Here is a 20,444-nt window from a genome sequence, read left to right on the forward strand (position 1 = left end):
AACTTTGATCCTTTGTGCTTAGGTGCGCCTGTTACATGGATGGAGGACTGCGAATGTATTACGGGATCTGGTTCGGCTAAAGCCGGGACACTTGCCCCGTAAAGGGTGGTGTTCAGGCGCCATCTTTCTTCGCACGTCTTTGTTTCTGCTCAATCGGAGCACTCTCCATGTTTCGCTATTTCGAAAACCTTGTTGACCCTTTTGTTGCCTACCGCGAGGCTGACATTCCGCCGACGCGCTTGTGGCCCTTTATGCTGGACTATTCGCGACCGTTCTTTCAGGTATTTGTATGGGCGGCGCTGATTTCCATTGTCGTCGCGGGTGTTGAAATCGGGCTGATCTACTACATGGGTCGCGTTGTGGATCTGTTGGGCGGCACGCCGGCAGATGTCTGGCAAAATCACGGAACGGAATTGCTGTTGATGGCGGCCTTTGTATTGCTGTTGCGTCCGCTTCTGCATTTGGTCGACGTACTTCTGCTGAACAATACTATTTTGCCGAACTTTGGTACGCTGATCCGTTGGCGTGCGCACAAACACGTGTTGCGTCAGTCGGTTGGCTGGTTCGAAAACGACTTTGCCGGGCGGATTGCAAACCGAATCATGCAGACACCGCCCGCGGCGGGCGAAGTGGTCTTTCAGGTATTTGACGCGATTTCATTTTCTCTGGCCTATCTGATCGGTGCGGCGATCCTGCTGTATGCGGCGGATCCGCGATTATTGATCCCGCTGCTGATCTGGTTTGCGTTCTATGCGGCACTGGTTCGTTGGACCGTTCAGCGTGTCGGCCCGGCATCAAAGGCGGCATCGGACGCGCGTTCGACGGTCACGGGACGGGTCGTGGACAGCTACACCAACATCCATTCGGTCAAAATGTTTGCCCATGGCCCGCAAGAGCTGGACTATGCCCGTGAAGCGATCGAGGAAACCCGCCGGACATTTCAGATCGAAATGCGGATTTTCACCATCATGGATGCCGTTCTGGTCACTTTGAACGGCATGCTGATCGTGGGTGTTGTGGGCTGGGCGATCGCGTTGTGGATGCAGGGCAGCGCTTCGGTCGGAGTTGTTGCAGCGGCCACGGCGCTGACCCTGCGCCTGAACGCCATGACCGGATGGATCATGTGGGCCCTGACCAGCTTTTTCCGCCAACTTGGTATCGTGGCCGAGGGGATGGAGACCATTGCCCAGCCCATCGATTTGATCGACGCACCTGATGCAAAACCCTTGCGGCTCGGCAAGGGAGAGATCCAGATCCGCGACCTCTCGCATCACTATGGACGCGAGGCCGGCGGTTTGGACCATATCAACCTGACCATCCAACCGGGTGAAAAGATTGGCCTGATCGGTCGCTCCGGCGCTGGCAAGTCAACCCTGGTAAAGCTGCTGTTGCGGTTCTACGACGTCGAACGCGGTGCGATTTATATTGACGGTCAGAACATTGCGAACGTCACCCAGGACAGTCTGCGCAGCCATATCGGTATGGTTCAACAAGACAGCGCCTTGCTGCATCGCTCGGTCCGCGACAACATCCTTTATGGCAGGCCGGATGCGTCCGAGGCGCAGATGATCGCCGCCGCCAAGCAGGCCGAAGCGCATGAGTTCATCCTCGACTTGCAAGATCCGCAGGGTCGGACCGGGTACGACGCGCATGTCGGTGAACGGGGGGTGAAACTGTCAGGTGGTCAGCGGCAGCGCGTGACGCTGGCGCGGGTGATCCTGAAGGATGCGCCGATCTTGTTGTTGGATGAGGCGACTTCCGCCCTAGATTCCGAGGTCGAAGCGTCAATTCAGGAAACCCTCTACGGCATGATGCAAGGAAAAACCGTGATCGCCATCGCCCACAGGCTCAGCACCATCGCGCAGATGGATCGCATTCTGGTTATGGATGCGGGCCGTATCGTCGAGGAAGGCACGCATTCCGATCTTCTGGCGCAGGGTGGCCTTTACGCCCAATTCTGGGCGCGGCAATCTGGTGGCTTCATGAACCCGGAGGCCGCTGAATGAGGATTGCCGATCTCATCTATCCGTTCAGGAACATCGAAACGCCCCCACCGCAGACGTTGGGGGCGTTCATCCGCTGGAGCCTGTCCGGGGCGTGGCCGATGCTGTTTGTTGCGGCGTTCTTCTCGGCCATTGCAGGCGCGATGGAGGCGGGGACAGCATGGATTCTGGGCCGCGTGATTGATGTAGCGACCGCCAGCGGGCCCGAGAATTTTCTGACCGCTTCCAATATGTGGATGATCCTCGGTGCGGTCGCCTTCTTCATGTTGCTTCGCCCGATCCTGTTTGGCCTGTCATCCTTGTCGAACAATTACATTGTCATGCCAAACATCACACCTTTGGTTCTGGCCAAGCTGAACCGTTGGACCCTGGGTCAGTCGGTGACCTATTTCGACGATGATTTTGCCGGTCGGATCGCGCAAAAGCAGATGCAGACATCGAACGCGATGGCATCGGTGGTGTCGGAAACCATCAGCGCGATTGTGTTTGCCCTGGCGTCTCTGATGGGGTCTTTGCTTTTGTTAGGGTCTATTCATCCTTTGGTGATGCTGCCCTTTGCGGCATGGCTGGCGGTGTATTTCATGCTGGTGCGCTGGTATCTGCCGCGCATCCGCAAACGTTCCGCCGCGCGGGCCGGGGCGCGGGCGATGGTGTCCGGGCAGGTGGTCGATACGATCACCAACATCAAGACCGTGAAGTTGTTCGCCCACTCAGATTTCGAAGATCAGGCGGCGCGCGAATCGATGGTGGATCTGCGCGAAAAATCGCTGGATTTTGGCAAGTTGTCGGCCAGTTTCCGGTTCATCCTGATGACGCTGGCCGGTGTCCTGCCCGTCTTGCTGCTGGGCGCGACCTTGTGGCTGTGGCAGGGCGGCATGGCGACCGCCGGGGATATCGTGGCTGCCGGGGCTGTTTCGATCCGTATTGCTCAGATGACCGGTTGGGTCAGTTTCACCTTGATGGGGCTGTATGCCAATGTGGGTGAAATCGAAAACGGGATGAAAACGCTGACCAAGCGTGACCGGGTCGAAGATATGCGCGGGGCGAAGGACCTTGATGTGACCGAAGGGTCGATTTCATTCGACGGCGTCAGCTTCGCCTATGGTCGCGATATCGGTGGCGTCACGGATTTGACCCTGACCGTCAACCCGGGTGAAAAACTGGGCATCGTCGGTGCCTCGGGGGCGGGGAAATCCACGCTCGTTTCGCTGTTGCTCAGGCTCTATGACAAGGAAAGTGGCGCCATTCGCATCGACGGCCAGGACGTGTCGCAGGTGACGCAGGACAGCCTGCGCCGACAGATCGGTATGGTTACGCAGGAAACGGCGATGTTCAACCGGTCTGCTCGTGAGAACATTCTGTATGGCCGGCCGGACGCCTCAGAGGCCGAGATGATCGAGGCCGCAAAGAAGGCCGAAGCGCATGACTTCATCCTGAGTCTTGAAGATGCTCATGGTCGAAAAGGCTATGATGCTCATCTGGGGGAGCGGGGCGTGAAACTCAGCGGCGGGCAGAGACAACGGATCGCTCTGGCGCGCGCCATTCTGAAAGATGCCCCAATTCTGGTTCTCGACGAAGCGACATCGGCGCTGGATTCCGAAGTTGAAGCCTCGATTCAGACTGCGCTGCATCGGGTGATGCAGGGCAAAACCGTGCTGGCCATTGCGCACCGTCTGTCCACGCTCAGCGAAATGGACCGGATTGTTGTTTTGGACCAGGGACGGATCGTGGAAACCGGAACCCATGAGGCGTTGCTGGACCTGGGCGGGCTGTATGCGCGGTTCCGGCACCGCCAGTCGGGCGGTTTCATTCAGGCAGAAGCTGCGGAATAAGGGTTTTTTTGCTGTGAAAGCCCGGCTATCAGGCCTCTCATGACGCAGCAATTCACAATCACACGGCTTGGACATCAGGGCGACGGTATTGCCGATGGCCCCATCTACGCCCCACGCACCCTTCCGGGCGAAGTCGCAAGCGGCACCCTTGTTGGCCAGCAATTGACCGATATCCGGGTCGAGACACCGTCCGAACACCGTGTCAAAGCGCCTTGCCGCCACTACAAAGCGTGCGGTGGCTGCCAGTTGCAGCACGCATCCGATGCATTTGTGGCCGACTGGAAACTGCAAATCGTCCGCAAGGCGCTGATGGCGCAAGGTCTCGAAGCGCAACTGCGCCCGATACACACATCGCCCGAACAGTCGCGGCGGCGCGCTACGATTGCCGTGAGGCGCACGAAAAAGGGCACGTTGGCGGGGTTTCACGGTCGTGCATCCGGCACGATCACCGAGATACCCGATTGCCGGTTGCTTGACCCGACATTGATCGCGGCCATTCCGGTGGCCGAGGCGCTGGCCACCCTGGGCGCAAGCCGCAAGGGCGTTCTGGCTGTCACGCTTACACTGTCCGAAGGTGGTTTGGATGTGGCCGTAACAGGCGGCAAACCGCTGGACGGCCCCTTGGAACTGGCGTTGGCCCAGGCGACCGAGAAACATGGGCTGGCCCGGCTCAGCTGGGATGATGAGGTTATTGCCATGCGGCATGCGCCGGTTCAGCGTTTCGGGACAGCCAGCGTCACGCCACCCCCCGGGGCTTTCTTGCAGGCAACAAAGGACGGAGAAAAGGCTCTGTTAAAGGCAGTTTCCGAGGCTACACGGGGTGCAAAACGTATCGTAGACCTGTTTGCAGGCAGCGGAACGTTCTCTCTGCCGTTGGCGGAAAACGCCGAAGTTCACGCGGTTGAAGGCGAGGCCGCCATGGTCGAGGCGCTGGATCAGGGCTGGCGTCGGTCACAGGGGGTGAAACGCGTAACGACCGAGGCCCGCGACCTGTTCCGCCGCCCGCTGATGCCGGACGAGCTGAAATCCTTCGACGCCATTGTCCTGGATCCGCCTCGTGCCGGCGCCGAAGCGCAGGTAGATGAGATAGCACAGGCGCAACGCCCGGTGATTGCCTATGTCTCGTGCAATCCCGTCACCTTTGCGCGCGATGCGAAAACGCTGGTTAACGCGGGTTACACCCTTGAATGGGTACAGGTCGTTGACCAATTTCGATGGTCGTCACATACGGAACTCGCTGCGCGGTTTGTCCTGAGCGCCGCATCTTGATCTTACTGGGGAAGCTGACACATGGGGTCCAAACAGCGTTTGCTGAATTTTATCGAAGCGCCCGTTTTCGGTCGGTTCATAACGGCCGTGATCATTTTCAACGCCATTCTTTTGGGGATGGAGACATCGCCGACCCTGATGGAGCTGGCAGGCCCTTTGATCGTGGCGCTGGACCGGCTTTGCCTGACGATCTTCGTGGTCGAAATTGCCATGAAGCTGATCGCCACAGGGCGCAGGTTCTTCACAAATGGCTGGAACATATTCGATTTCCTGATCGTTGGAATTGCCCTGGTTCCCAGCGCCGGAGGTCTGTCGGTGCTGCGCGCCCTGCGAATTCTGCGGGTTCTGCGCGTGATTTCCGTGGCGCCTCGTTTGCGTCGCGTGGTCGAAGGGTTCATCTCGGCCCTTCCCGGAATGGCCAGCGTGTTTCTGCTGATGGCAATTCTGTTCTATATCGGGGCGGTTATCTCGACCAAGCTGTTCTCGACATCCTTCCCGGATTGGTTCGGCGATCTGGGCTTGTCTGCTTATACGCTGTTCCAGATCATGACATTGGAAAGCTGGTCCATGGGTATCGTGCGCCCGGTGATGGAGGTCTATCCCTATGCCTGGGTCTTCTTTGTTCCCTTCATCATGGTCACGACCTTTGCGGTGGTGAACCTGTTGGTGGGTCTGATCGTCAATTCGATGCAGGATGCCCACCACGCCGAGGATGAGGTTAAAACCGATGCCTATCGTGATGAGGTTCTTGTGCGGCTGGAAAGCATTGAACGTCGACTGGCCGAGCAGTCGAACATCAAAAAGTGATTTCAGTTTTTGCCTTTTTTGGCATAATGATCGAAAAAAAGCAGAGCAGGCAGTGAAACATGGATCGTCGAGTATTCGGTTTGGGGGCGTTGGCAACGCTGAGCCTTTCGGCTTGTGCCTCTGGCAGCCCAAGATTTCTGACTTATGACGGGCCCGAGGTGACCTCTTTGGTGGTCAACAAAGGTGCGCGCAAGCTTTACTTGTTGCACAACGATAAAATCCTCAGGGAATATGACGTCGATTTGGGGTTCGCGCCGAATGGAACAAAGAACCAGCGCGGTGACGGCAGAACGCCCGAGGGCACTTATCTGATCGACCGTCGCAACCCCAGAAGCCGGTATCATCTGTCCCTGGGCATTTCTTATCCCAACTCGCAGGATGTCGCCAAAGCCAAGGCTGCGGGCGTTGATCCGGGTGGAGATATATTCATCCACGGTGAACCCAATCTGCGCTCAGAGCGGAAGCGCGCAAAAAAGAAGCGGGATTGGACAGCAGGATGCATCGCGGTCAAGAATGACGAAATCGAAGAGATCTATGCGATGGTCAACAAAGGTACGCTGATTACCTTGCGCCCCTAGGCTGTTTTTGGCGCCCAGTCAGTGAACCCGAATGCTTCATAGTCGCGCTGGTACGCTGCAACTGCCAGCGCTTCGAGGTTTTCGTCATAGATCTGGTCCAAAGCGTATGGTTCATCCGGCGCGCAGGAGCCAGGTTTAGGCGGGTTTGAATGCCCCATATTGCGCGCCAGATCCGGCAGGGCGGTCATCAGATCCTCTTCTCTCAGAATCAGATCCGGCATGGTGAAGGATGCGATTCCCTCCAACGTCCTGGACTGGCTGCACCACGTGCCGTCTACGCGGATCGGCGTCTGCCCGTTGAGGTTGAGGCGCAGAAACTCCAGAAAGCCCGAAAAAGCTTCGCGGTGTTGTTCAACAGAATAATTGGTGTCCCGCACTTGCCCCGGGATCGGCAGCTTGAGCCGGTTGCGAAGATAATTCCGCACCATCTTGTAGCTGCCTGGTCCGGTATTCAGAATGTGACTGCAAAACGCCGTATGTGCCCGCGCCAGAGGGTGACGCAGAACCGTAAACTGCCGATGACCGGGATGGCCCTGCTTCCATGAGCGGACCTGTTTGCGATTTCGATCCGTGATCAGCTTGTCGGTCTGACATCCGTCCAGATCAGCCAGCCATTGCACAACAACAGGCTCTATTCCGCCCCGAATGGGCAAATACATCAAAGAAGACCGCGCAGCGGCAACATAAAGCGGCACAGCCGCGCCGCGCTGCGGCTCAAAACTTGTTGACCGATGCAATCCGAACCGATCCTGATCGCACAGGGCTTGCTTCATCTCATCAGGATTCGTGACCTTCGACAAAGCCGGCGCCGGGTTTTGCGGCTTCAGGGTATCATCCAGTCGGGTCAGCCGCCCCTCAACCCCCAGCCATGCAGCCAGCCCGTTTATGACATCCAGCTCGGTCAGGTCGTCATAGTGAATGAAGAACCCGGTTTGACCTGTCTTTTGCAGGTGCCGTTGCACCGTAAGCTGATAGTCTTGCAGCTGATCCAGGTAATCCGAAAACTCGTCGGCGTCGAAGTCAACCTGCGCGTCGACGCGGCGTTTCACATTCTTCAGCAACCACTGCTGCGTTTTCCGTGCTATTTTCAGCGACAGATAACTGTCCAATGGATTGCGGGTCAGAATGATCTTGGCACAGCGCGGGTCGTTCAGCATGGGTTTCAGGATACGTGGGTCATGGTCTTCGAAATATCGAAACCCATTGATGTCACCCGGTGCTGATTTGATGGCCTTGAGCATTCGCATCGGATCCGCATCCCGGTCTTCCAGTGACAGGCCGAGCAGGTGGTCGGATTTCAGGCTGCCCGCAAAATGCGGATTGAACGCCTCTCCGTGACAGGTAACCCCGTCCATCGCATTCAGGTTGGCTTCCAGCAGGTTCGAACCTGTGCGCATGGCCGCCAGAATGACGAAGTAATCAAAATGGGCTGACATGGGCAATCACTGCACCAGATACGGTTTTCGGTATGGCTTTTTCTGGCGACCGAACACATCGTCCGCCGGGAAATCACCCATCAGATACGGGTGCATTCCCTGATTCTTGAGGTTTTGCAGGAACTTCCCGAACCCGGACAGGTCGACCATGGTTGGCACTTCGGTCAGATGGCTGGTCTGCTGCATGCCGATTTCTTCAAGAATGCACTGCAAGGCATCCATCGGAGATTCAATGAAGTCGGCCAGCGTCCAGCTGCGCATCCGCGCCTTGGTCCAGACCGATGTCAGCACCTCCAGCTGTTTGGTTTCAATTTGTTGCAGGCGCGCCGCCTCACACCGGATTTCCGAGAAGTTCATATTGGACCGGAACAGTGGGATCGCCCAAGCGCCGGTGATAACCGAAATCTGAGCGTTCTTGTCCCGCGCCAGAAACCAGTTGATTTCCTGAGTGTCCCGCGGGCTGAACTGGAAACACTGGCGTTCGCCCCGCGTATTCCAGATCAGGTTCGACAAAAAGGCGGTCGGGTTGTAGTCCCGCAGCGTCGCACTGTCGCTGAGAGCACCATTCGTTATGGCTTCCCCCTGCGAAAATTTGGCGCGTTCGGGGCCGAAAAGATGCCCGTGGACTCTGGCCCCAGTGGTTGCGGCCAACCATGGCTCGAAATCCTCGAACAGTTCCGAAAAGCCTTGGAATACGGAATATTGTGACGATGTCAGACCGTTTTCACTGCCATGGCGGGGAAACCTGCTTTGCATATACAGCCCGTCGCGCCCGCGGGTTCGCCGTTCCACCGCTTTGGAAAATACCCGATCGATCTTGCCCGGATTGGGCTCTGCCGGTTTCATCGCCCCGGCCTGATCTGTCAGGAATGCCTGGTACAATCGCTCTGCGCGGGGCCAGATTTTTCGGGCGACAAAACAATCCGATCGGCGCAGCAATTGCAGATGATCGTCATAGAAGATGTGTGGGCGGCCCTGGTAATCGAATTTGGACAGGGTCAGGGACCTGCTTTCAATATGTGTGGAATACAACCGCGCCAGCGTCTGGAAATAGCTTTCATCCGGAATCCAGACATGGCGGAAATACTTGTCATACAGCTTGCGTCTGGGGTCCTGAAGGATTGCAGACAGCGTTTGGCGGGTCAGGCACCACCATTGGCTTCCCATATGCGGAACCAGGCCGTCGGGGATTTTCCTGCGAAACCCCATCAGGCGCTGAAGTTTTACATATGCGTCGAATAGTTTGCGATGTTTGCGCCACGAAAACGGAAACCGCAGGGTGAACCGTTCATGATCCAGCCCGCCGATGGTCCAGCTGACATCGGATGTCGTCGCGCTTTCGATGAAATCGACACGTGGCCGGTCTGACAGGTAGTCGATCAGCTCCTGAACCGGTCGCAACGGCAGGCAAGCCCCCGAGGCAAGAAACACATGCCGAACCTCGGGGAATCGCTCCAGCATCAACTCGGACGCGCATTGCGAGGCGGCAACGATACCCCAGCCACCCCAATCGCACCGATGCCGGTTTGAAAACACGATCGAGGGATTGTTCGAACAGGACGCAACAAACCGGGAATAGACATTGTCGGACACCTTGCGATCCACATGGATGACCACCGGGCACCCCGCTGCCGTCCAGTGGCGCGCGACCTGCTCGGCGCGGTCCAGCGAGGTATGAACCAACATGACAATACCCAGACTGCTCATGCCCAGTTTCCTTTCGACATGAGGCCCAGGATCTCAAGCTGTCGCCAGTTGATATAGGCCTCGGACCATTCGCACCAGAAAACAGGCTTGTCCTCAAGCCGGGTTGCATATGCCTTGTATTCGCCCGAGCTCCGGTAATGCTGGCCACGCTGCAACTCTTCGCGGGCTTTTTCCCCAAGAGTGTTGATCAACTTGGCATGAAGCAGTGATCCGCTGGCCTTTTCGCCGCCCCATTCGTCGTAAACCTGATTGAGCCCGCGTGGCAAAAGCGAATGGGTCGAGCTGACATAGACATAGCGCCGGTTCCATTTTACCAGCGGAATCTTGTTCAGCGCCGGTGCTTTCGAGGGGTTGTCCTGAAAGAACACGCGCGCGCGTGGACCCCCTTGAATCCAAAGGTTCTTGTACTCGGGGTTCTTGGTGATCATGTAATTCCCGGGATCGAACCAGCGCGCGATTTCGAACGGGTTCTGACCTTCGGCATAGGGTTCGGCGTCCACCGGACCTTCAGGGTACATGTCGATCAGCATCGTGCCAAAACTGCGCACGGCACTGCCGTCCAGCCAGTCCGTCAGGGCACGGATTGGACGGGTGTCGCAGAACGGATAGACGAAGAACTCGTCCGGATCGACGCTCAAAACCCAGTGACCGTGCGCATATTTGCGCAACAGATAGTTCGACCAGTCCAGACCATAGCTTGCCCGTTTGTAGCTGGTCGTCGTCCGCCAGACCGAAACGTCAGCCTGTTCTTTCAAAAATTCAAAACTGCCATCATCGCTGTTGTTGTCGACAAACAGAAAATGGTTGATGCCCAGTTTGCGATAATACTCAAGAAAAAAGGGCAGGCGAATTTTCTCGTTCCGTATAACGCTGATCAGCAGGATATCATCACGCCGTATGGCCTGTGTGTTGTTGCTGACCGGCTTGAGTTCGCGGCGTCGTTTGAGGCAGCGCAGAATACGGCGCTTGCGCCGCAATCTCATTTTGTAGGACTCAAACAGGCTCACGTGACTGCCCAACCTTTTTATAACGCGAGCTTTCCCCGAACCCGTCGTGACCGTTGGCACGACATGGCATTACCGGTTTATGCCATCTTTGCATCTTCTGACGCAACGTCTTTAAAACCGACAAACCGTAAACGTGCGGTTGATGCCCTTGTTTTCGTTTTCAATCCCAGCCTCCGCTGTTCATCAGACCCAACTGTTCCAACTGGCTCCACCCGGTGTAGCGTACCGACTGTGGGGTCCACATGTCCGGCTGGTTGATTATTCCATCGTAGTATGGCCCGAATTGGTCCGGATCATGAAAATGCTGGCGTCGCTGCTTTTCGGTATTGGATTTCTCGATAACGTCCGGCAGGAATTTCGTGTGCAGCAACACGCCCGACGGGGTATCGCCGCCTGGCCCATCATAGGTTTCGTTCAGACGGCGCGGCAGGGCGGAATGGCATGAGTTCACATAGGCATAGCGCCGCGACCAGCGCATCAGCGGGATCTTGTTCAGCGTGGGTGATCTTTGCCGTGTCTGCGTAAAGAACATCCGCTCTCGCGCGCCGCCCTGCACCCAAAGGTTGCCCATCGGGCTTTGCCTCTGCGCGCGATACGGTCCTGCATCGAACCAGCACAGCAGATTTGTGGGGTCGGTGTCCGGGTCATAAGCCGCATCCCCCAAAGGACCCTTGGGATAGAGGTCCAGCATCAGCGCCCCGAACCCGATCTTCCCGCGCCGGTCCAGCCAGGCCGTAAGGTCATGCAGGGGCCGGGTGTCGCAGTGGGCATAGACCAGCAGTTCATCCGCATCCACCATCAGGCACCAGTGGCGGTGGCCATAGCGCATCTGCAACCAGGTCAACCAGTCCAGGCCAAACCGCGATCCACGGTAGCTGGAATGGGTTTTCCACACGGAGACGTCCGGTTGATCCTCCAGATACTCGGACGATCCGTCATCGCTGCCGTTGTCGACGATCAGAAAATGATCGACACCCAAAGCGCGATAGTGACGAAAGAACCACGGCAGGCGGATGATTTCATTGCGCAAGGTGACAAAGGCCAAAATGTCACCCCGCTGGATTTGGGATGTCTGATCCTTCTGGCAGGTCAACTGATGTCGGCTGCGCAGCGACCTCCAGAGCAGCCGCCGGCGTTTCCAGCGCAACCTGTACTTCCGATCCCATCCGATCCGGGGAAGTGTCAATGCAGTACTGGATGTCACCGGGTCCTCATTTCTCGTAGTGGCCGTTCTGGTGCCAACGCCAGGCATCTGCGATCATCGTCTCCAACGTTGATCTTTTGGGCTTCCACCCCAGTTCGTTTTCAGCCCGTACAGAGCCGGAGACCAGCTTGGTGCAATCTCCTGCCCGACGAGGGCCAACTGTATACGGCACGGGACGGTTGGTGACGGACTTGGATTGCTCGATCACCTCAAGAACGGAAAACCCGGACCCGGTGCCCAGGTTGAAGACACGGCTGCCTTTGCCCTGTTCCAGCCAGCCAAGCCCCAGAATATGCGCATCTACCAGGTCACAAACATGTACATAGTCGCGGATACAGGTGCCGTCGGGCGTGTCGTAATCCGTGCCAAAGACGGTAAGACCTTCGCGCTTGCCGTCAATCGCGTCCAACATCAGCGGGATCAGATGCGTTTCAGGTCGGTGAAACTCGCCCACGTCCCCTTCGGGATCGGCGCCTGCAACGTTGAAATAGCGGAAGATGACATGGCGCAGCCCATGAGCCGCCTCGAAATCCTTGAGGATATCTTCGATCGCGCGTTTCGATGCTCCGTAGGCGTTCAGGGGATACTGCGCGGTGGATTCATCAAGAACCACGTTGTCGTGCTCGCCATATGTGGCACATGTGGACGAAAACACGAAATCCAGACAGCCGGCCGCAACGGCGGCTTCAATCAGTGTCAGTGACCCCGTGACATTGTTTGACCAATACACGCCGGGCTGACGCATAGCATCGCCAACCTGGCTGAGCGCCGCGAAATGCATCACCGCATCTGGTTTGTGTTTCGCGAACATCGCATCCAGGCGGTCCCGATCCAAAAGGTCGCCCTGTTCAAAAGGGCCAAACTGCACCGCATCCTGCCAACCCGTGATCAGATTGTCGTAGGTCACAGGAAGATAGCCTGCCTGCGCAAGCGCCTTGCAGGCATGTGAGCCGATATACCCGGCACCACCGGTGACAAGAATTGTCTTCATGGGATATCCATCGGGGCTGGTTGAGGCACAGTTTCCACAGGGGCGCCGTCCGAGTCATGGGGAAAAGACGTCACTCCAGCCCCATGGCTGCCATCATCTCTTCGATCTTGGGCACGTCCTGCGGGTTGTTCAGTTCCCAGAACTGACGGCCCCTTGCCTCGACCTCGACGCACAGAACCTTGCGCCCGTTTTCCATGAACCTGAGCTGTTCCAGGCCTTCCTGCTGTTCCAGAGGCCCGGCTGGCCAGCCCGGATACGCCGCCAGAGCGTCGGGCCGATAGGCGTAGACGCCGACATGGTGAAACACGGGTGTCGCTTCATCGCCGGCGTATGTCCGGGACGTAAAGGGCACGACCTCTTTCGAGAAGTACATTGCACTGTGATCGCGTCCGAACACTGCCGTCGTGCCGCCTACACGGTCATGCTTGCGGTCGTTCAGCAGACTGTTCAACGCACTGCCGTCGCAGCGCAGGACAGGGGTAGCGACGCCGGCATCCGGGGCCGCGCGCAGGCCGGACACCAGATCTTCGACAAACCAATGCGGGGTCAGCGGGGCGTCCCCTTGCAGGTTGACGATGATTTCATACCCGCCACCCAGAACCTCATGCGCTTCGGCGCATCGTTCGGTGCCGTTTTGACAGCTTTCCGAGGTCATCACGACGTCGGCCCCAAAGCCCTCGGACACTTCGCGAATGCGTTCATCATCCGTCGCAACAACTACGCGATCGACGCCCGAGACTGACTTGGCTGCACGCCACGACCGTTCAATCAATGTCATGGACTCGCCCGTCGCGCCTGTCAGAGGAACCAGAGGTTTGCCGGGATAGCGGGTCGAGGCGTAGCGGGCAGGGATGGCAATCAGAACAGACATCAGGCTTCCTTCAGTTCAACACCCGGAGCGTAAGCAATAAAGAACGGATTTGCATAGCCATCTTTGCCATAAACCAGCGGAGTATGGTCGTCAAAACGCACAACCCGGCCACCGGCTCCGGCCAGTACTGCATGGCCCGCTGCTGTATCCCATTCCATCGTGCGTCCGACGCGCGGGTAAATATCCGCTTCGCCCGTGGCAACCAGACAGAACTTGAGTGACGAACCCGCGCTTTTGCTGTCCTTCACATGGTATTTGTTGATGTAGTCCTCGGTGGCCTGATCCCTGTGGGACTTCGACGCCACAACCAGCAGCCCGGAATTGTCCGGTTCAGAGACTGATATGGGCGTCAAAGGACCTGTCACGTTTTTGTCGAAAGCACCTGTTTCCTCGACCGCACGGCCATCAGCCAGCGTGAAGAACATACGACCCCGCGCCGGGGCATAGACGACACCCCGGGTCGGTACTCCGTTTTCGACAAGTGCGATGTTGACGGTAAAATCACCGCGACGGTTGATGAACTCCTTGGTGCCGTCCAGCGGGTCAACAATGAGGAAAGTGTCGCCTTTTTCAGAGTGCGAAGCGGCCTGTTCTTCGGTGACCAGAAGAATATCCGGGAATGCCGCACGCAACCCTGCCGAAATCAATGCGTCGGCGGCTTCGTCTGCCTCGGTCACAGGGCTGGAGTCGGATTTGACTTTGACATCGAAATCATCCGCCTCGTAGATTTCCATGATCTTGTCGCCTGCCTCCAGAGCCAGTCGCCGAATGACGGGAACAATCGCGTCGTAGGTCACAAAAAAGCTCCGTTCCTGTGGTTTGTTGATCCAAACTCGCGATCGACTTATGATGCGGCGGTTACGGAACGGCAAGATATTCATGCCAGTTTTGAGGCGACGAAGCAGAAAAGACCCTTTGAATGTTCTATTTCAAGCGTAACCAAACGCTGCTGGGCAGCGCTTTCACGACGGCTGAGCTGGTGTTCCATGCCACCGTACGAAAGGTGCGCTCGCAACACCCGAATGCAATAGTCGCCATCCTGATCAATGTCCTGCAACTTGTGGTGATGGGAACCACTTTCTACCTGCTCATGTCACTGATGGGCCGGGGCGGAATTCCAAAGATCAGGGGCGAATTTCTGCTGTATGTTCTGTCCGGCGTGTTCCCCTTCATGCTTCATATCCAGTCAATCGGTGCGATTTCAGGGGTTGGGTCCGCGAACAATCCGATGATGCTCCATTCGCCGATGAATGTGATGGTCACGATCCTGTCTGCGGCGCTCGGTATTCTTTACAAGCAATTGCTGGCGATGTTCGTGATCCTGTTCATCTACAGCGTCGCGGTCGCCCCGATCGAGGTGCAGGATCCCGGCGGTGCTTTCGCGATGCTGATATTGGCCTGGTTTACCGGATGCGCCGTGGGTTTGGTGTTCATGGCGATGAAGCCCTGGTTTCCGACAACCGTTGGAATGCTCACCAATATCTATCGTCGCCTGAACATGGTGTTTTCAGGAAAGATGTTCGTTGCAAACACGCTGGGCGGCGGATTGCTGATGATGTTCGCCTGGAACCCGCTGTTTCATATTATCGACCAGTGCCGGGGCTTCATCTTTCGAAACTATTTTCCGCGAAACACGAGTTGGGATTACGCATTGTGGGTGGGGATCGCCCTGCTGATGATCGGTTTGATGGGTGAATTTTTTACGCGCCAGCATGTTTCACAAAGCTGGAACGCGCGCCGCTAACGTGCGACCCGCAGCGTCAGGTTGATCCGCCCGCCTTTTGGCAACAGCCGGGATGACCCGTATCTGATCCGGTCGATCCCGTGATAGGCCAGCCGTGCCGGGCCACCCATGATCACCACGTCGCCCGAGCCCAGCCAGATCGACTCGGTCTTGCCGCCACGGGTCGTATTGCCAATTCGGAACAGGGCGTCATCACCCAGGGAAACCGACAGAACCGGCCAGGAAAAATCTGCCTCGTCCTTGTCCTGATGCAGGCCCATTTTGGCGCCTTCCCCGTAGTAATTGACCAAACAGCAATCCGGCGCGCGCTCAGAGCTGACCAGATCGCGCCAGATATCAAGAATGACCGGGGGGATTTCAGGCCAGACCCCGCCTTTCGGATGCTTGTCCTGATAGCGATAGCCCGCCTTGTCGGTCACCCATCCCAGATCCCCGGCCGAGGTCATTCGCACTGACATCTCTTTGCCCGACGGCGTGACGGGCCGAAACAAGGGTGCCGCTTTCAGAATCGGTCGCAGGGCTGCGATCACCTGTGTCTGGGCGGCGGGATCAAGATAGCCTTTTCTGATTTCGAACCCTCGCAAGATCACCCGCGTCATTCCGGAAACCCCAAACCTTTCCAATTCCTTGCCAAAAAAGACCTCAAATTCCCAAAAACCTGCACTCTACGGTGCTTGCAGGCCTCTTGCCTCGCCCTTATATACGCCGGGACGCGCGATGGTAGTGCTGTCGCGCACATCAGATCGGGGGTGGGATGCCATAACGGGTCCGACCCTCGGGACATCGCCTTGAAGAGAAAGGGATTGAAAAAATGGGAAAAGTAATCGGGATCGACCTCGGAACCACAAACTCCTGCGTAGCCATCATGGAGGGCTCGCAGCCGAAGGTCATCGAAAACGCCGAAGGGGCGCGGACCACGCCTTCGATCGTCGCCTTCACCGAAGATGAGCGACTGGTCGGTCAGCCGGCGAAACGCCAAGCGGTCACCAACCCCGACAACACGATCTTTGGCGTCAAACGTCTGATCGGGCGTCGTGTGGATGATGCCGAAGTTGAAAAAGACAAGAAAATGGTGCCGTATGCCATCGTCGATGGCGGCAATGGCGACGCATGGGTTGAAGCCCGCGGCGAAAAGTATTCTCCAAGCCAGATTTCCGCTTTCATTCTGGGCAAGATGAAGGAAACCGCCGAGAGCTATCTGGGCGAGGACGTCACCCAGGCCGTCATCACCGTTCCTGCATATTTCAACGACGCCCAGCGTCAGGCCACCAAAGACGCCGGTAAAATCGCCGGTCTGGAAGTGCTGCGGATCATCAACGAACCGACGGCGGCTGCGCTGGCCTATGGTCTGGACAAGGAAGAAACCCAAACCATCGCGGTTTATGACCTTGGTGGTGGTACCTTTGACGTGACCATCCTGGAAATCGACGACGGCCTGTTCGAGGTCAAATCGACCAATGGTGACACCTTCCTGGGTGGTGAAGACTTTGACATGCGCATCGTCAAATACCTGGCGGATGAGTTCAAAAAGGAACACGGTGTCGACCTGTCGCAAGACAAGATGGCCTTGCAGCGTCTGAAAGAAGCCGCGGAAAAAGCCAAGATCGAACTGTCCTCGACCTCGCAAACCGAGATCAACCAACCGTTCATCTCGATGGGCGCCAACGGTCAGCCGCTGCACATGGTCATGAAGCTGACCCGTGCCAAGCTGGAATCGCTGGTTTCGGACCTGATCAAGAAGTCGCTGAAGCCCTGCCAGGCCGCTCTGAAAGACGCGGGTCTGTCGGCTGCTGACGTGGACGAAGTTGTTCTGGTCGGTGGTATGACCCGGATGCCGAAAGTGATCGAAGAGGTCACCAAATTCTTCGGCAAAGAGCCGCACAAGGGCGTGAACCCGGACGAAGTGGTTGCCATGGGCGCCGCCATTCAGGCCGGTGTTCTTCAGGGCGACGTCAAAGACGTGGTTCTGCTGGACGTGACTCCGCTGTCGCTGGGCATCGAAACGCTGGGTGGCGTGTTCACCCGCCTGATCGACCGCAACACCACGATCCCGACCAAGAAGTCTCAGGTCTTCTCGACCGCCGAGGACAACCAGAACGCCGTGACCATCCGCGTGTTCCAGGGTGAACGTGAAATGGCTGCGGACAACAAGATCCTGGGTCAGTTCAACCTTGAAGACATCCCGCCGGCACCGCGCGGTATGCCTCAGATCGAGGTGACTTTTGACATCGACGCCAACGGCATCGTCTCGGTTTCGGCCAAAGACAAAGGCACTGGCAAAGAACAGAAGATCACCATCCAGGCCTCGGGCGGATTGTCCGACGAGGATATCGAAAAGATGGTCAAGGACGCCGAAGAGAACGCGGAAGCCGACAAGGAACGCCGCGAGCTGATCGAGGCGAAGAACCAGGCGGAAAGCCTCATCCATTCGACCGAAAAGTCGATGGAAGAGCATTCCGACAAAGTCGACCCGACCACGATCGAAGCCATCGAGCTGGCGATCGCCGCGTTGAAGGACGAGCTGGAAACCGAAAATGCCGACAAGATCAAGTCGGGCATCCAGAACGTCACCGAAGCCGCGATGAAGCTGGGCGAGGCCATCTATAAGGCGCAAGCCGAAGAAGGCGAAGAGGAACCTGCTGCCGCAGATGCTGCACCAGGCGACGATGACATCGTCGACGCCGAGTTCGAAGATCTCGACGACGACAAACGCGCCTGACGCGTTACTCGGTTCCGGCAGGCCTGGTTCGGGCCTGCCGGAACGGTCTTCACCATGCAGCACGCGTCTCCGAAACCTCCATATGGCACTTACGTTCTTTCACATCGGATGGAAATCTTGCGCCGGTGGTCCGAGGGCATGCCACGTCAATGGATGTCGTCCGGAATTCGCAGGATAGTCATGGCCTCTCGGCGAGAGCCTTGGGATTATGCCTTTGTCGATGCCGGTGCGAATGTCGGGCTGTACACCCTGTGGGTCAAATCAGTTGCGCAGAAGTTGGCACGCAACCTGAAAGCGCTTGTGGTTGAACCGGCTCCGGTCGACAAGGCTCGCCTCGGTACCACTCTGGCTGCCAATCAAGCCAGTGAGGACATCCATTGCGACAAGGCCTTGTCTGACGAACCCGGTGAGGTGTGGTTCGAATCCGCGAACCTTGGAGACCGGGATCATGCCAAAGTTGCCGAGTCGGGCGATCTGTGCGTTCAGGCGATTCCGCTGCTGGACGCGACACGTGATGCCGGGCTGACCAGGGTTGATGCCATGAAAATGGATATCGAAGGCCAGGAAACCCGTGTATTGCGCGCTTTTTTCGAAGACGCACCGCGGGAGATTTGGCCCGAAGTGCTGCTGACGGAAATCAAGCATTGGGACGACGGGCTGGACGAGGTCTTGAATAAGGCAGGTTACATGGCCAGTTTTGCAAACAACACCAACGGCGTGTACAGGCTCAATGAAAGCGCCGCGTCCGGCGGCACGAAGGAATAACAAATGTCAAAGCGCGACTATTACGAAGTGCTCGGCGTGTCCAAGGGCGCTTCGGCGGATGAGATCAAGAAGGGTTTTCGCAGGAAAGCCAAAGAGCTGCACCCTGACCGCAACAAGGACAACCCGGATGCCGAGGCGCAGTTCAAGGAAGCCAACGAGGCTTACGACGTTCTGCGCGATGCCGAAAAGAAGGCAGCTTATGATCGCTTTGGCCATGCCGCATTTGAAAACGGCATGGGCGGCGGTGGCCGCCCCGGTGGCGGTTTTGGCGGTCAAGGCGACTTCTCCAGCGCATTTTCGGATGTATTTGACGACCTGTTCGGTGATTTCATGGGTGGTCAAAGGGGTGGCGGCGGGCGCCGCGCCGCGCGCGGCTCGGACCTGCGCTACAACCTGCGTGTGACGCTGGAAGAGGCCTACTCGGGCCTGCAAAAAACCATCAACGTGCCAACGGCCGTGGCGTGTTCGTCCTGCGAAGGTACCGGGGCTGAAGGTGGCGTTGAGCCCACGTCCTGCCCCACCTGTTCAGGCATGGGAAAAGTGCGGGCACAACAGGGCTTCTTTACGGTGGAACGGACCTGCCCTACTTGTTCGGGACTGGGTCAGATCATCAAGAACCCCTGTAAATCCTGTCAGGGGGCCGGCAGGGTCGAAAAAGACCGGGCTTTGTCGGTGAACATTCCTGCTGGTGTCGAAACCGGAACGCGAATTCGTCTGGCGGGCGAAGGTGAGGCCGGAATGCGTGGCGGCCCTCCGGGCGATCTGTACATTTTCGTCGAAGTGGCCGAGCACAAACTGTTCGAACGCGACAGCGTGAACCTCTATTGCCGCGTGCCGGTCAGCATGGCCAAGGCGGCGCTGGGCGGATCGATCGAGGTTCCGACCATCGATGGCGGTCGCGGCCGCGTTCAGATTCCGGCCGGAAGCCAGTCGGGTCGGCAAATGCGCCTGCGCGGAAAAGGCATGCCTGCGTTGCGCGGCGGTGGCGTGGGTGACATGTTCATTGAACTGGCCGTGGAAACCCCGGTCAACCTGACCAGCCGCCAGAAAGAACTGCTCCGGGAATTCGACGATCTGGGTGAAGATAACCATCCGGAATCGAAAAGCTTTTTCTCGTCCGTCAAATCTTTCTGGGACGGTATGAAAGGCTGAACGACCGGGAACGGGGGCGCTGCCCCCGCCGCCCTTCGGGCGACTCCCCCGGGATATTTTCAGCCAGATGAAGCAAGGGATCCTGTATTCATCTGGCCAAAAATATCCCGGAGCGCGAGGCAGAGCCTCGCATGTCACTGTCTTACACATGCAGTCACATGCAGTTTTGGCCTTAGCAGAAAGCTGAAAGTGGCAATACATCTGGAAAATTGAGACTTGATTCCGGCCCTCGACCCTGAGAGTGTCCGCCTCAACCGTTGGGGTGCCCTTTGACAGGGCTGAGAGACGCAGCCGCGTTAACCCATCGAACCTGATCCGGGCAATGCCGGCGTAGGGAACGGTCTCTTGAACACAGACGT

At 57.5% G+C, this 20,444-nt stretch carries 17 protein-coding genes and 1 riboswitch; of the genes, 9 read left to right on the forward strand and 8 right to left on the reverse strand.

Going from position 1 to position 20,444, the window contains the following annotated elements:
- Positions 1-167: 167 nt before the first annotated feature.
- The 5 genes from AC2FF8_RS12255 to AC2FF8_RS12275 are packed head-to-tail and all read left to right on the forward strand — an operon-like array spanning position 168 to position 6,489.
- Positions 168-2,006: an ABC transporter ATP-binding protein gene (locus tag AC2FF8_RS12255; protein ID WP_496879817.1), complete on the forward strand. Its 1,839-nt coding sequence runs from the start codon at positions 168-170 to the stop codon at positions 2,004-2,006.
- Positions 2,003-3,835 carry an ABC transporter ATP-binding protein gene (locus tag AC2FF8_RS12260; RefSeq protein WP_496879818.1) on the forward strand — a complete coding sequence of 611 codons (1,833 nt, stop codon included), beginning with the start codon at positions 2,003-2,005 and terminating at the stop codon, positions 3,833-3,835. The genes AC2FF8_RS12255 and AC2FF8_RS12260 overlap by 4 nt, the downstream gene beginning before the upstream one ends.
- Positions 3,836-3,874: 39 nt before the next feature.
- Entirely contained in the window at positions 3,875-5,104 is a 1,230-nt protein-coding gene (locus tag AC2FF8_RS12265) for a class I SAM-dependent RNA methyltransferase (RefSeq protein WP_496879819.1), read from the forward strand.
- Positions 5,105-5,125: 21 nt separating this feature from the next.
- Positions 5,126-5,911, forward strand: coding sequence for an ion transporter (locus AC2FF8_RS12270; protein ID WP_170345807.1), 786 nt, complete (start codon positions 5,126-5,128; stop codon positions 5,909-5,911).
- A 59-nt stretch (positions 5,912-5,970) separates the two neighbouring features.
- The gene (locus AC2FF8_RS12275; RefSeq protein WP_257599719.1) at positions 5,971-6,489 is read left to right on the forward strand and encodes a L,D-transpeptidase family protein; all 519 of its coding nucleotides are present in this window, start codon (positions 5,971-5,973) and stop codon (positions 6,487-6,489) included.
- Here AC2FF8_RS12275 and AC2FF8_RS12280 read toward each other — a convergent pair.
- The 7 genes from AC2FF8_RS12280 to cysQ all read right to left on the reverse strand — a co-directional run bounded on the left by AC2FF8_RS12280 (position 6,486) and on the right by cysQ (position 14,502).
- Complete coding sequence (locus AC2FF8_RS12280; RefSeq protein WP_496879820.1) at positions 6,486-7,925, reverse strand: nodulation protein NodH; 1,440 nt, start codon at positions 7,923-7,925, stop codon at positions 6,486-6,488. The two genes, AC2FF8_RS12275 and AC2FF8_RS12280, sit on opposite strands and share 4 nt — an antisense overlap.
- A gap of 6 nt (positions 7,926-7,931) precedes the next feature.
- Entirely contained in the window at positions 7,932-9,632 is a 1,701-nt protein-coding gene (locus AC2FF8_RS12285; RefSeq protein ID WP_496879821.1) for a DUF5927 domain-containing protein, read from the reverse strand.
- Positions 9,629-10,615 carry a glycosyltransferase family 2 protein gene (locus AC2FF8_RS12290; RefSeq protein ID WP_170345982.1) on the reverse strand — a complete coding sequence of 329 codons (987 nt, stop codon included), beginning with the start codon at positions 10,613-10,615 and terminating at the stop codon, positions 9,629-9,631. Before AC2FF8_RS12290 ends, AC2FF8_RS12285 begins: the two co-directional genes overlap by 4 nt.
- A 184-nt stretch (positions 10,616-10,799) precedes the next feature.
- Complete coding sequence (locus tag AC2FF8_RS12295; RefSeq protein ID WP_496879822.1) at positions 10,800-11,843, reverse strand: glycosyltransferase family 2 protein; 1,044 nt, start codon at positions 11,841-11,843, stop codon at positions 10,800-10,802.
- Positions 11,844-11,850: 7 nt separating this feature from the next.
- Positions 11,851-12,834, reverse strand: a complete 984-nt coding sequence (gene galE, locus AC2FF8_RS12300; protein WP_496879823.1) for a UDP-glucose 4-epimerase GalE — start codon at positions 12,832-12,834, stop codon at positions 11,851-11,853.
- A 70-nt stretch (positions 12,835-12,904) separates the two neighbouring features.
- Entirely contained in the window at positions 12,905-13,705 is an 801-nt protein-coding gene (locus AC2FF8_RS12305) for a 3-deoxy-manno-octulosonate cytidylyltransferase family protein (RefSeq protein ID WP_496879824.1), read from the reverse strand.
- A complete protein-coding gene (gene cysQ / locus AC2FF8_RS12310) occupies positions 13,705-14,502 on the reverse strand; it encodes a 3'(2'),5'-bisphosphate nucleotidase CysQ (RefSeq protein WP_496879825.1) in 798 nt (265 codons plus the stop codon). The genes AC2FF8_RS12305 and cysQ overlap by 1 nt, the downstream gene beginning before the upstream one ends.
- 122 nt (positions 14,503-14,624) lie before the next feature.
- Here cysQ and AC2FF8_RS12315 point away from each other — a divergent pair, with 122 nt between their 5' ends.
- Positions 14,625-15,449, forward strand: coding sequence for an ABC transporter permease (locus AC2FF8_RS12315; protein WP_257599729.1), 825 nt, complete (start codon positions 14,625-14,627; stop codon positions 15,447-15,449).
- Here the strand turns inward: AC2FF8_RS12315 and AC2FF8_RS12320 are convergent.
- Positions 15,446-16,048 (reverse strand): alpha-ketoglutarate-dependent dioxygenase AlkB family protein, encoded by a 603-nt coding sequence (locus AC2FF8_RS12320; protein ID WP_170345795.1) that lies wholly within the window; start codon positions 16,046-16,048, stop codon positions 15,446-15,448. The two genes, AC2FF8_RS12315 and AC2FF8_RS12320, sit on opposite strands and share 4 nt — an antisense overlap.
- A 212-nt stretch (positions 16,049-16,260) precedes the next feature.
- Between AC2FF8_RS12320 and dnaK the strand changes: the two genes are divergently transcribed.
- The 3 genes from dnaK to dnaJ all read left to right on the forward strand — a co-directional run bounded on the left by dnaK (position 16,261) and on the right by dnaJ (position 20,085).
- Positions 16,261-18,168, forward strand: coding sequence for a molecular chaperone DnaK (gene dnaK, locus AC2FF8_RS12325; protein WP_480685563.1), 1,908 nt, complete (start codon positions 16,261-16,263; stop codon positions 18,166-18,168).
- Positions 18,169-18,348: 180 nt separating this feature from the next.
- Complete coding sequence (locus tag AC2FF8_RS12330; RefSeq protein WP_496879826.1) at positions 18,349-18,933, forward strand: FkbM family methyltransferase; 585 nt, start codon at positions 18,349-18,351, stop codon at positions 18,931-18,933.
- A 3-nt stretch (positions 18,934-18,936) separates the two neighbouring features.
- Positions 18,937-20,085 carry a molecular chaperone DnaJ gene (dnaJ, locus tag AC2FF8_RS12335; protein ID WP_152459574.1) on the forward strand — a complete coding sequence of 383 codons (1,149 nt, stop codon included), beginning with the start codon at positions 18,937-18,939 and terminating at the stop codon, positions 20,083-20,085.
- Positions 20,086-20,333: 248 nt separating this feature from the next.
- Positions 20,334-20,439, forward strand: a riboswitch (TPP riboswitch).
- Positions 20,440-20,444: the final 5 nt, after the last annotated feature.

It is taken from the genome of Ruegeria sp. YTSA144 (assembly GCF_059610125.1).

Excerpts from the sequence above, each read along its gene's own strand:
- AC2FF8_RS12255 (WP_496879817.1), top strand. The coding sequence starts at position 168 with ATGTTTCGCTATTTCGAAAACCTTGTTGACCCTTTTGTTGCCTACCGC.
- AC2FF8_RS12260 (WP_496879818.1), top strand. The coding sequence starts at position 2,003 with ATGAGGATTGCCGATCTCATCTATCCGTTCAGGAACATCGAAACGCCC.
- AC2FF8_RS12265 (WP_496879819.1), top strand. The coding sequence starts at position 3,875 with ATGACGCAGCAATTCACAATCACACGGCTTGGACATCAGGGCGACGGT.
- AC2FF8_RS12270 (WP_170345807.1), top strand. The coding sequence starts at position 5,126 with ATGGGGTCCAAACAGCGTTTGCTGAATTTTATCGAAGCGCCCGTTTTC.
- AC2FF8_RS12275 (WP_257599719.1), top strand. The coding sequence starts at position 5,971 with ATGGATCGTCGAGTATTCGGTTTGGGGGCGTTGGCAACGCTGAGCCTT.
- AC2FF8_RS12280 (WP_496879820.1), bottom strand. The coding sequence starts at position 7,925 with ATGTCAGCCCATTTTGATTACTTCGTCATTCTGGCGGCCATGCGCACA.
- AC2FF8_RS12285 (WP_496879821.1), bottom strand. The coding sequence starts at position 9,632 with ATGAGCAGTCTGGGTATTGTCATGTTGGTTCATACCTCGCTGGACCGC.
- AC2FF8_RS12290 (WP_170345982.1), bottom strand. The coding sequence starts at position 10,615 with ATGAGATTGCGGCGCAAGCGCCGTATTCTGCGCTGCCTCAAACGACGC.
- galE (WP_496879823.1), bottom strand. The coding sequence starts at position 12,834 with ATGAAGACAATTCTTGTCACCGGTGGTGCCGGGTATATCGGCTCACAT.
- AC2FF8_RS12305 (WP_496879824.1), bottom strand. The coding sequence starts at position 13,705 with ATGTCTGTTCTGATTGCCATCCCTGCCCGCTACGCCTCGACCCGCTAT.
- AC2FF8_RS12315 (WP_257599729.1), top strand. The coding sequence starts at position 14,625 with ATGTTCTATTTCAAGCGTAACCAAACGCTGCTGGGCAGCGCTTTCACG.
- AC2FF8_RS12320 (WP_170345795.1), bottom strand. The coding sequence starts at position 16,048 with ATGACGCGGGTGATCTTGCGAGGGTTCGAAATCAGAAAAGGCTATCTT.
- dnaK (WP_480685563.1), top strand. The coding sequence starts at position 16,261 with ATGGGAAAAGTAATCGGGATCGACCTCGGAACCACAAACTCCTGCGTA.
- AC2FF8_RS12330 (WP_496879826.1), top strand. The coding sequence starts at position 18,349 with ATGGCCTCTCGGCGAGAGCCTTGGGATTATGCCTTTGTCGATGCCGGT.
- dnaJ (WP_152459574.1), top strand. The coding sequence starts at position 18,937 with ATGTCAAAGCGCGACTATTACGAAGTGCTCGGCGTGTCCAAGGGCGCT.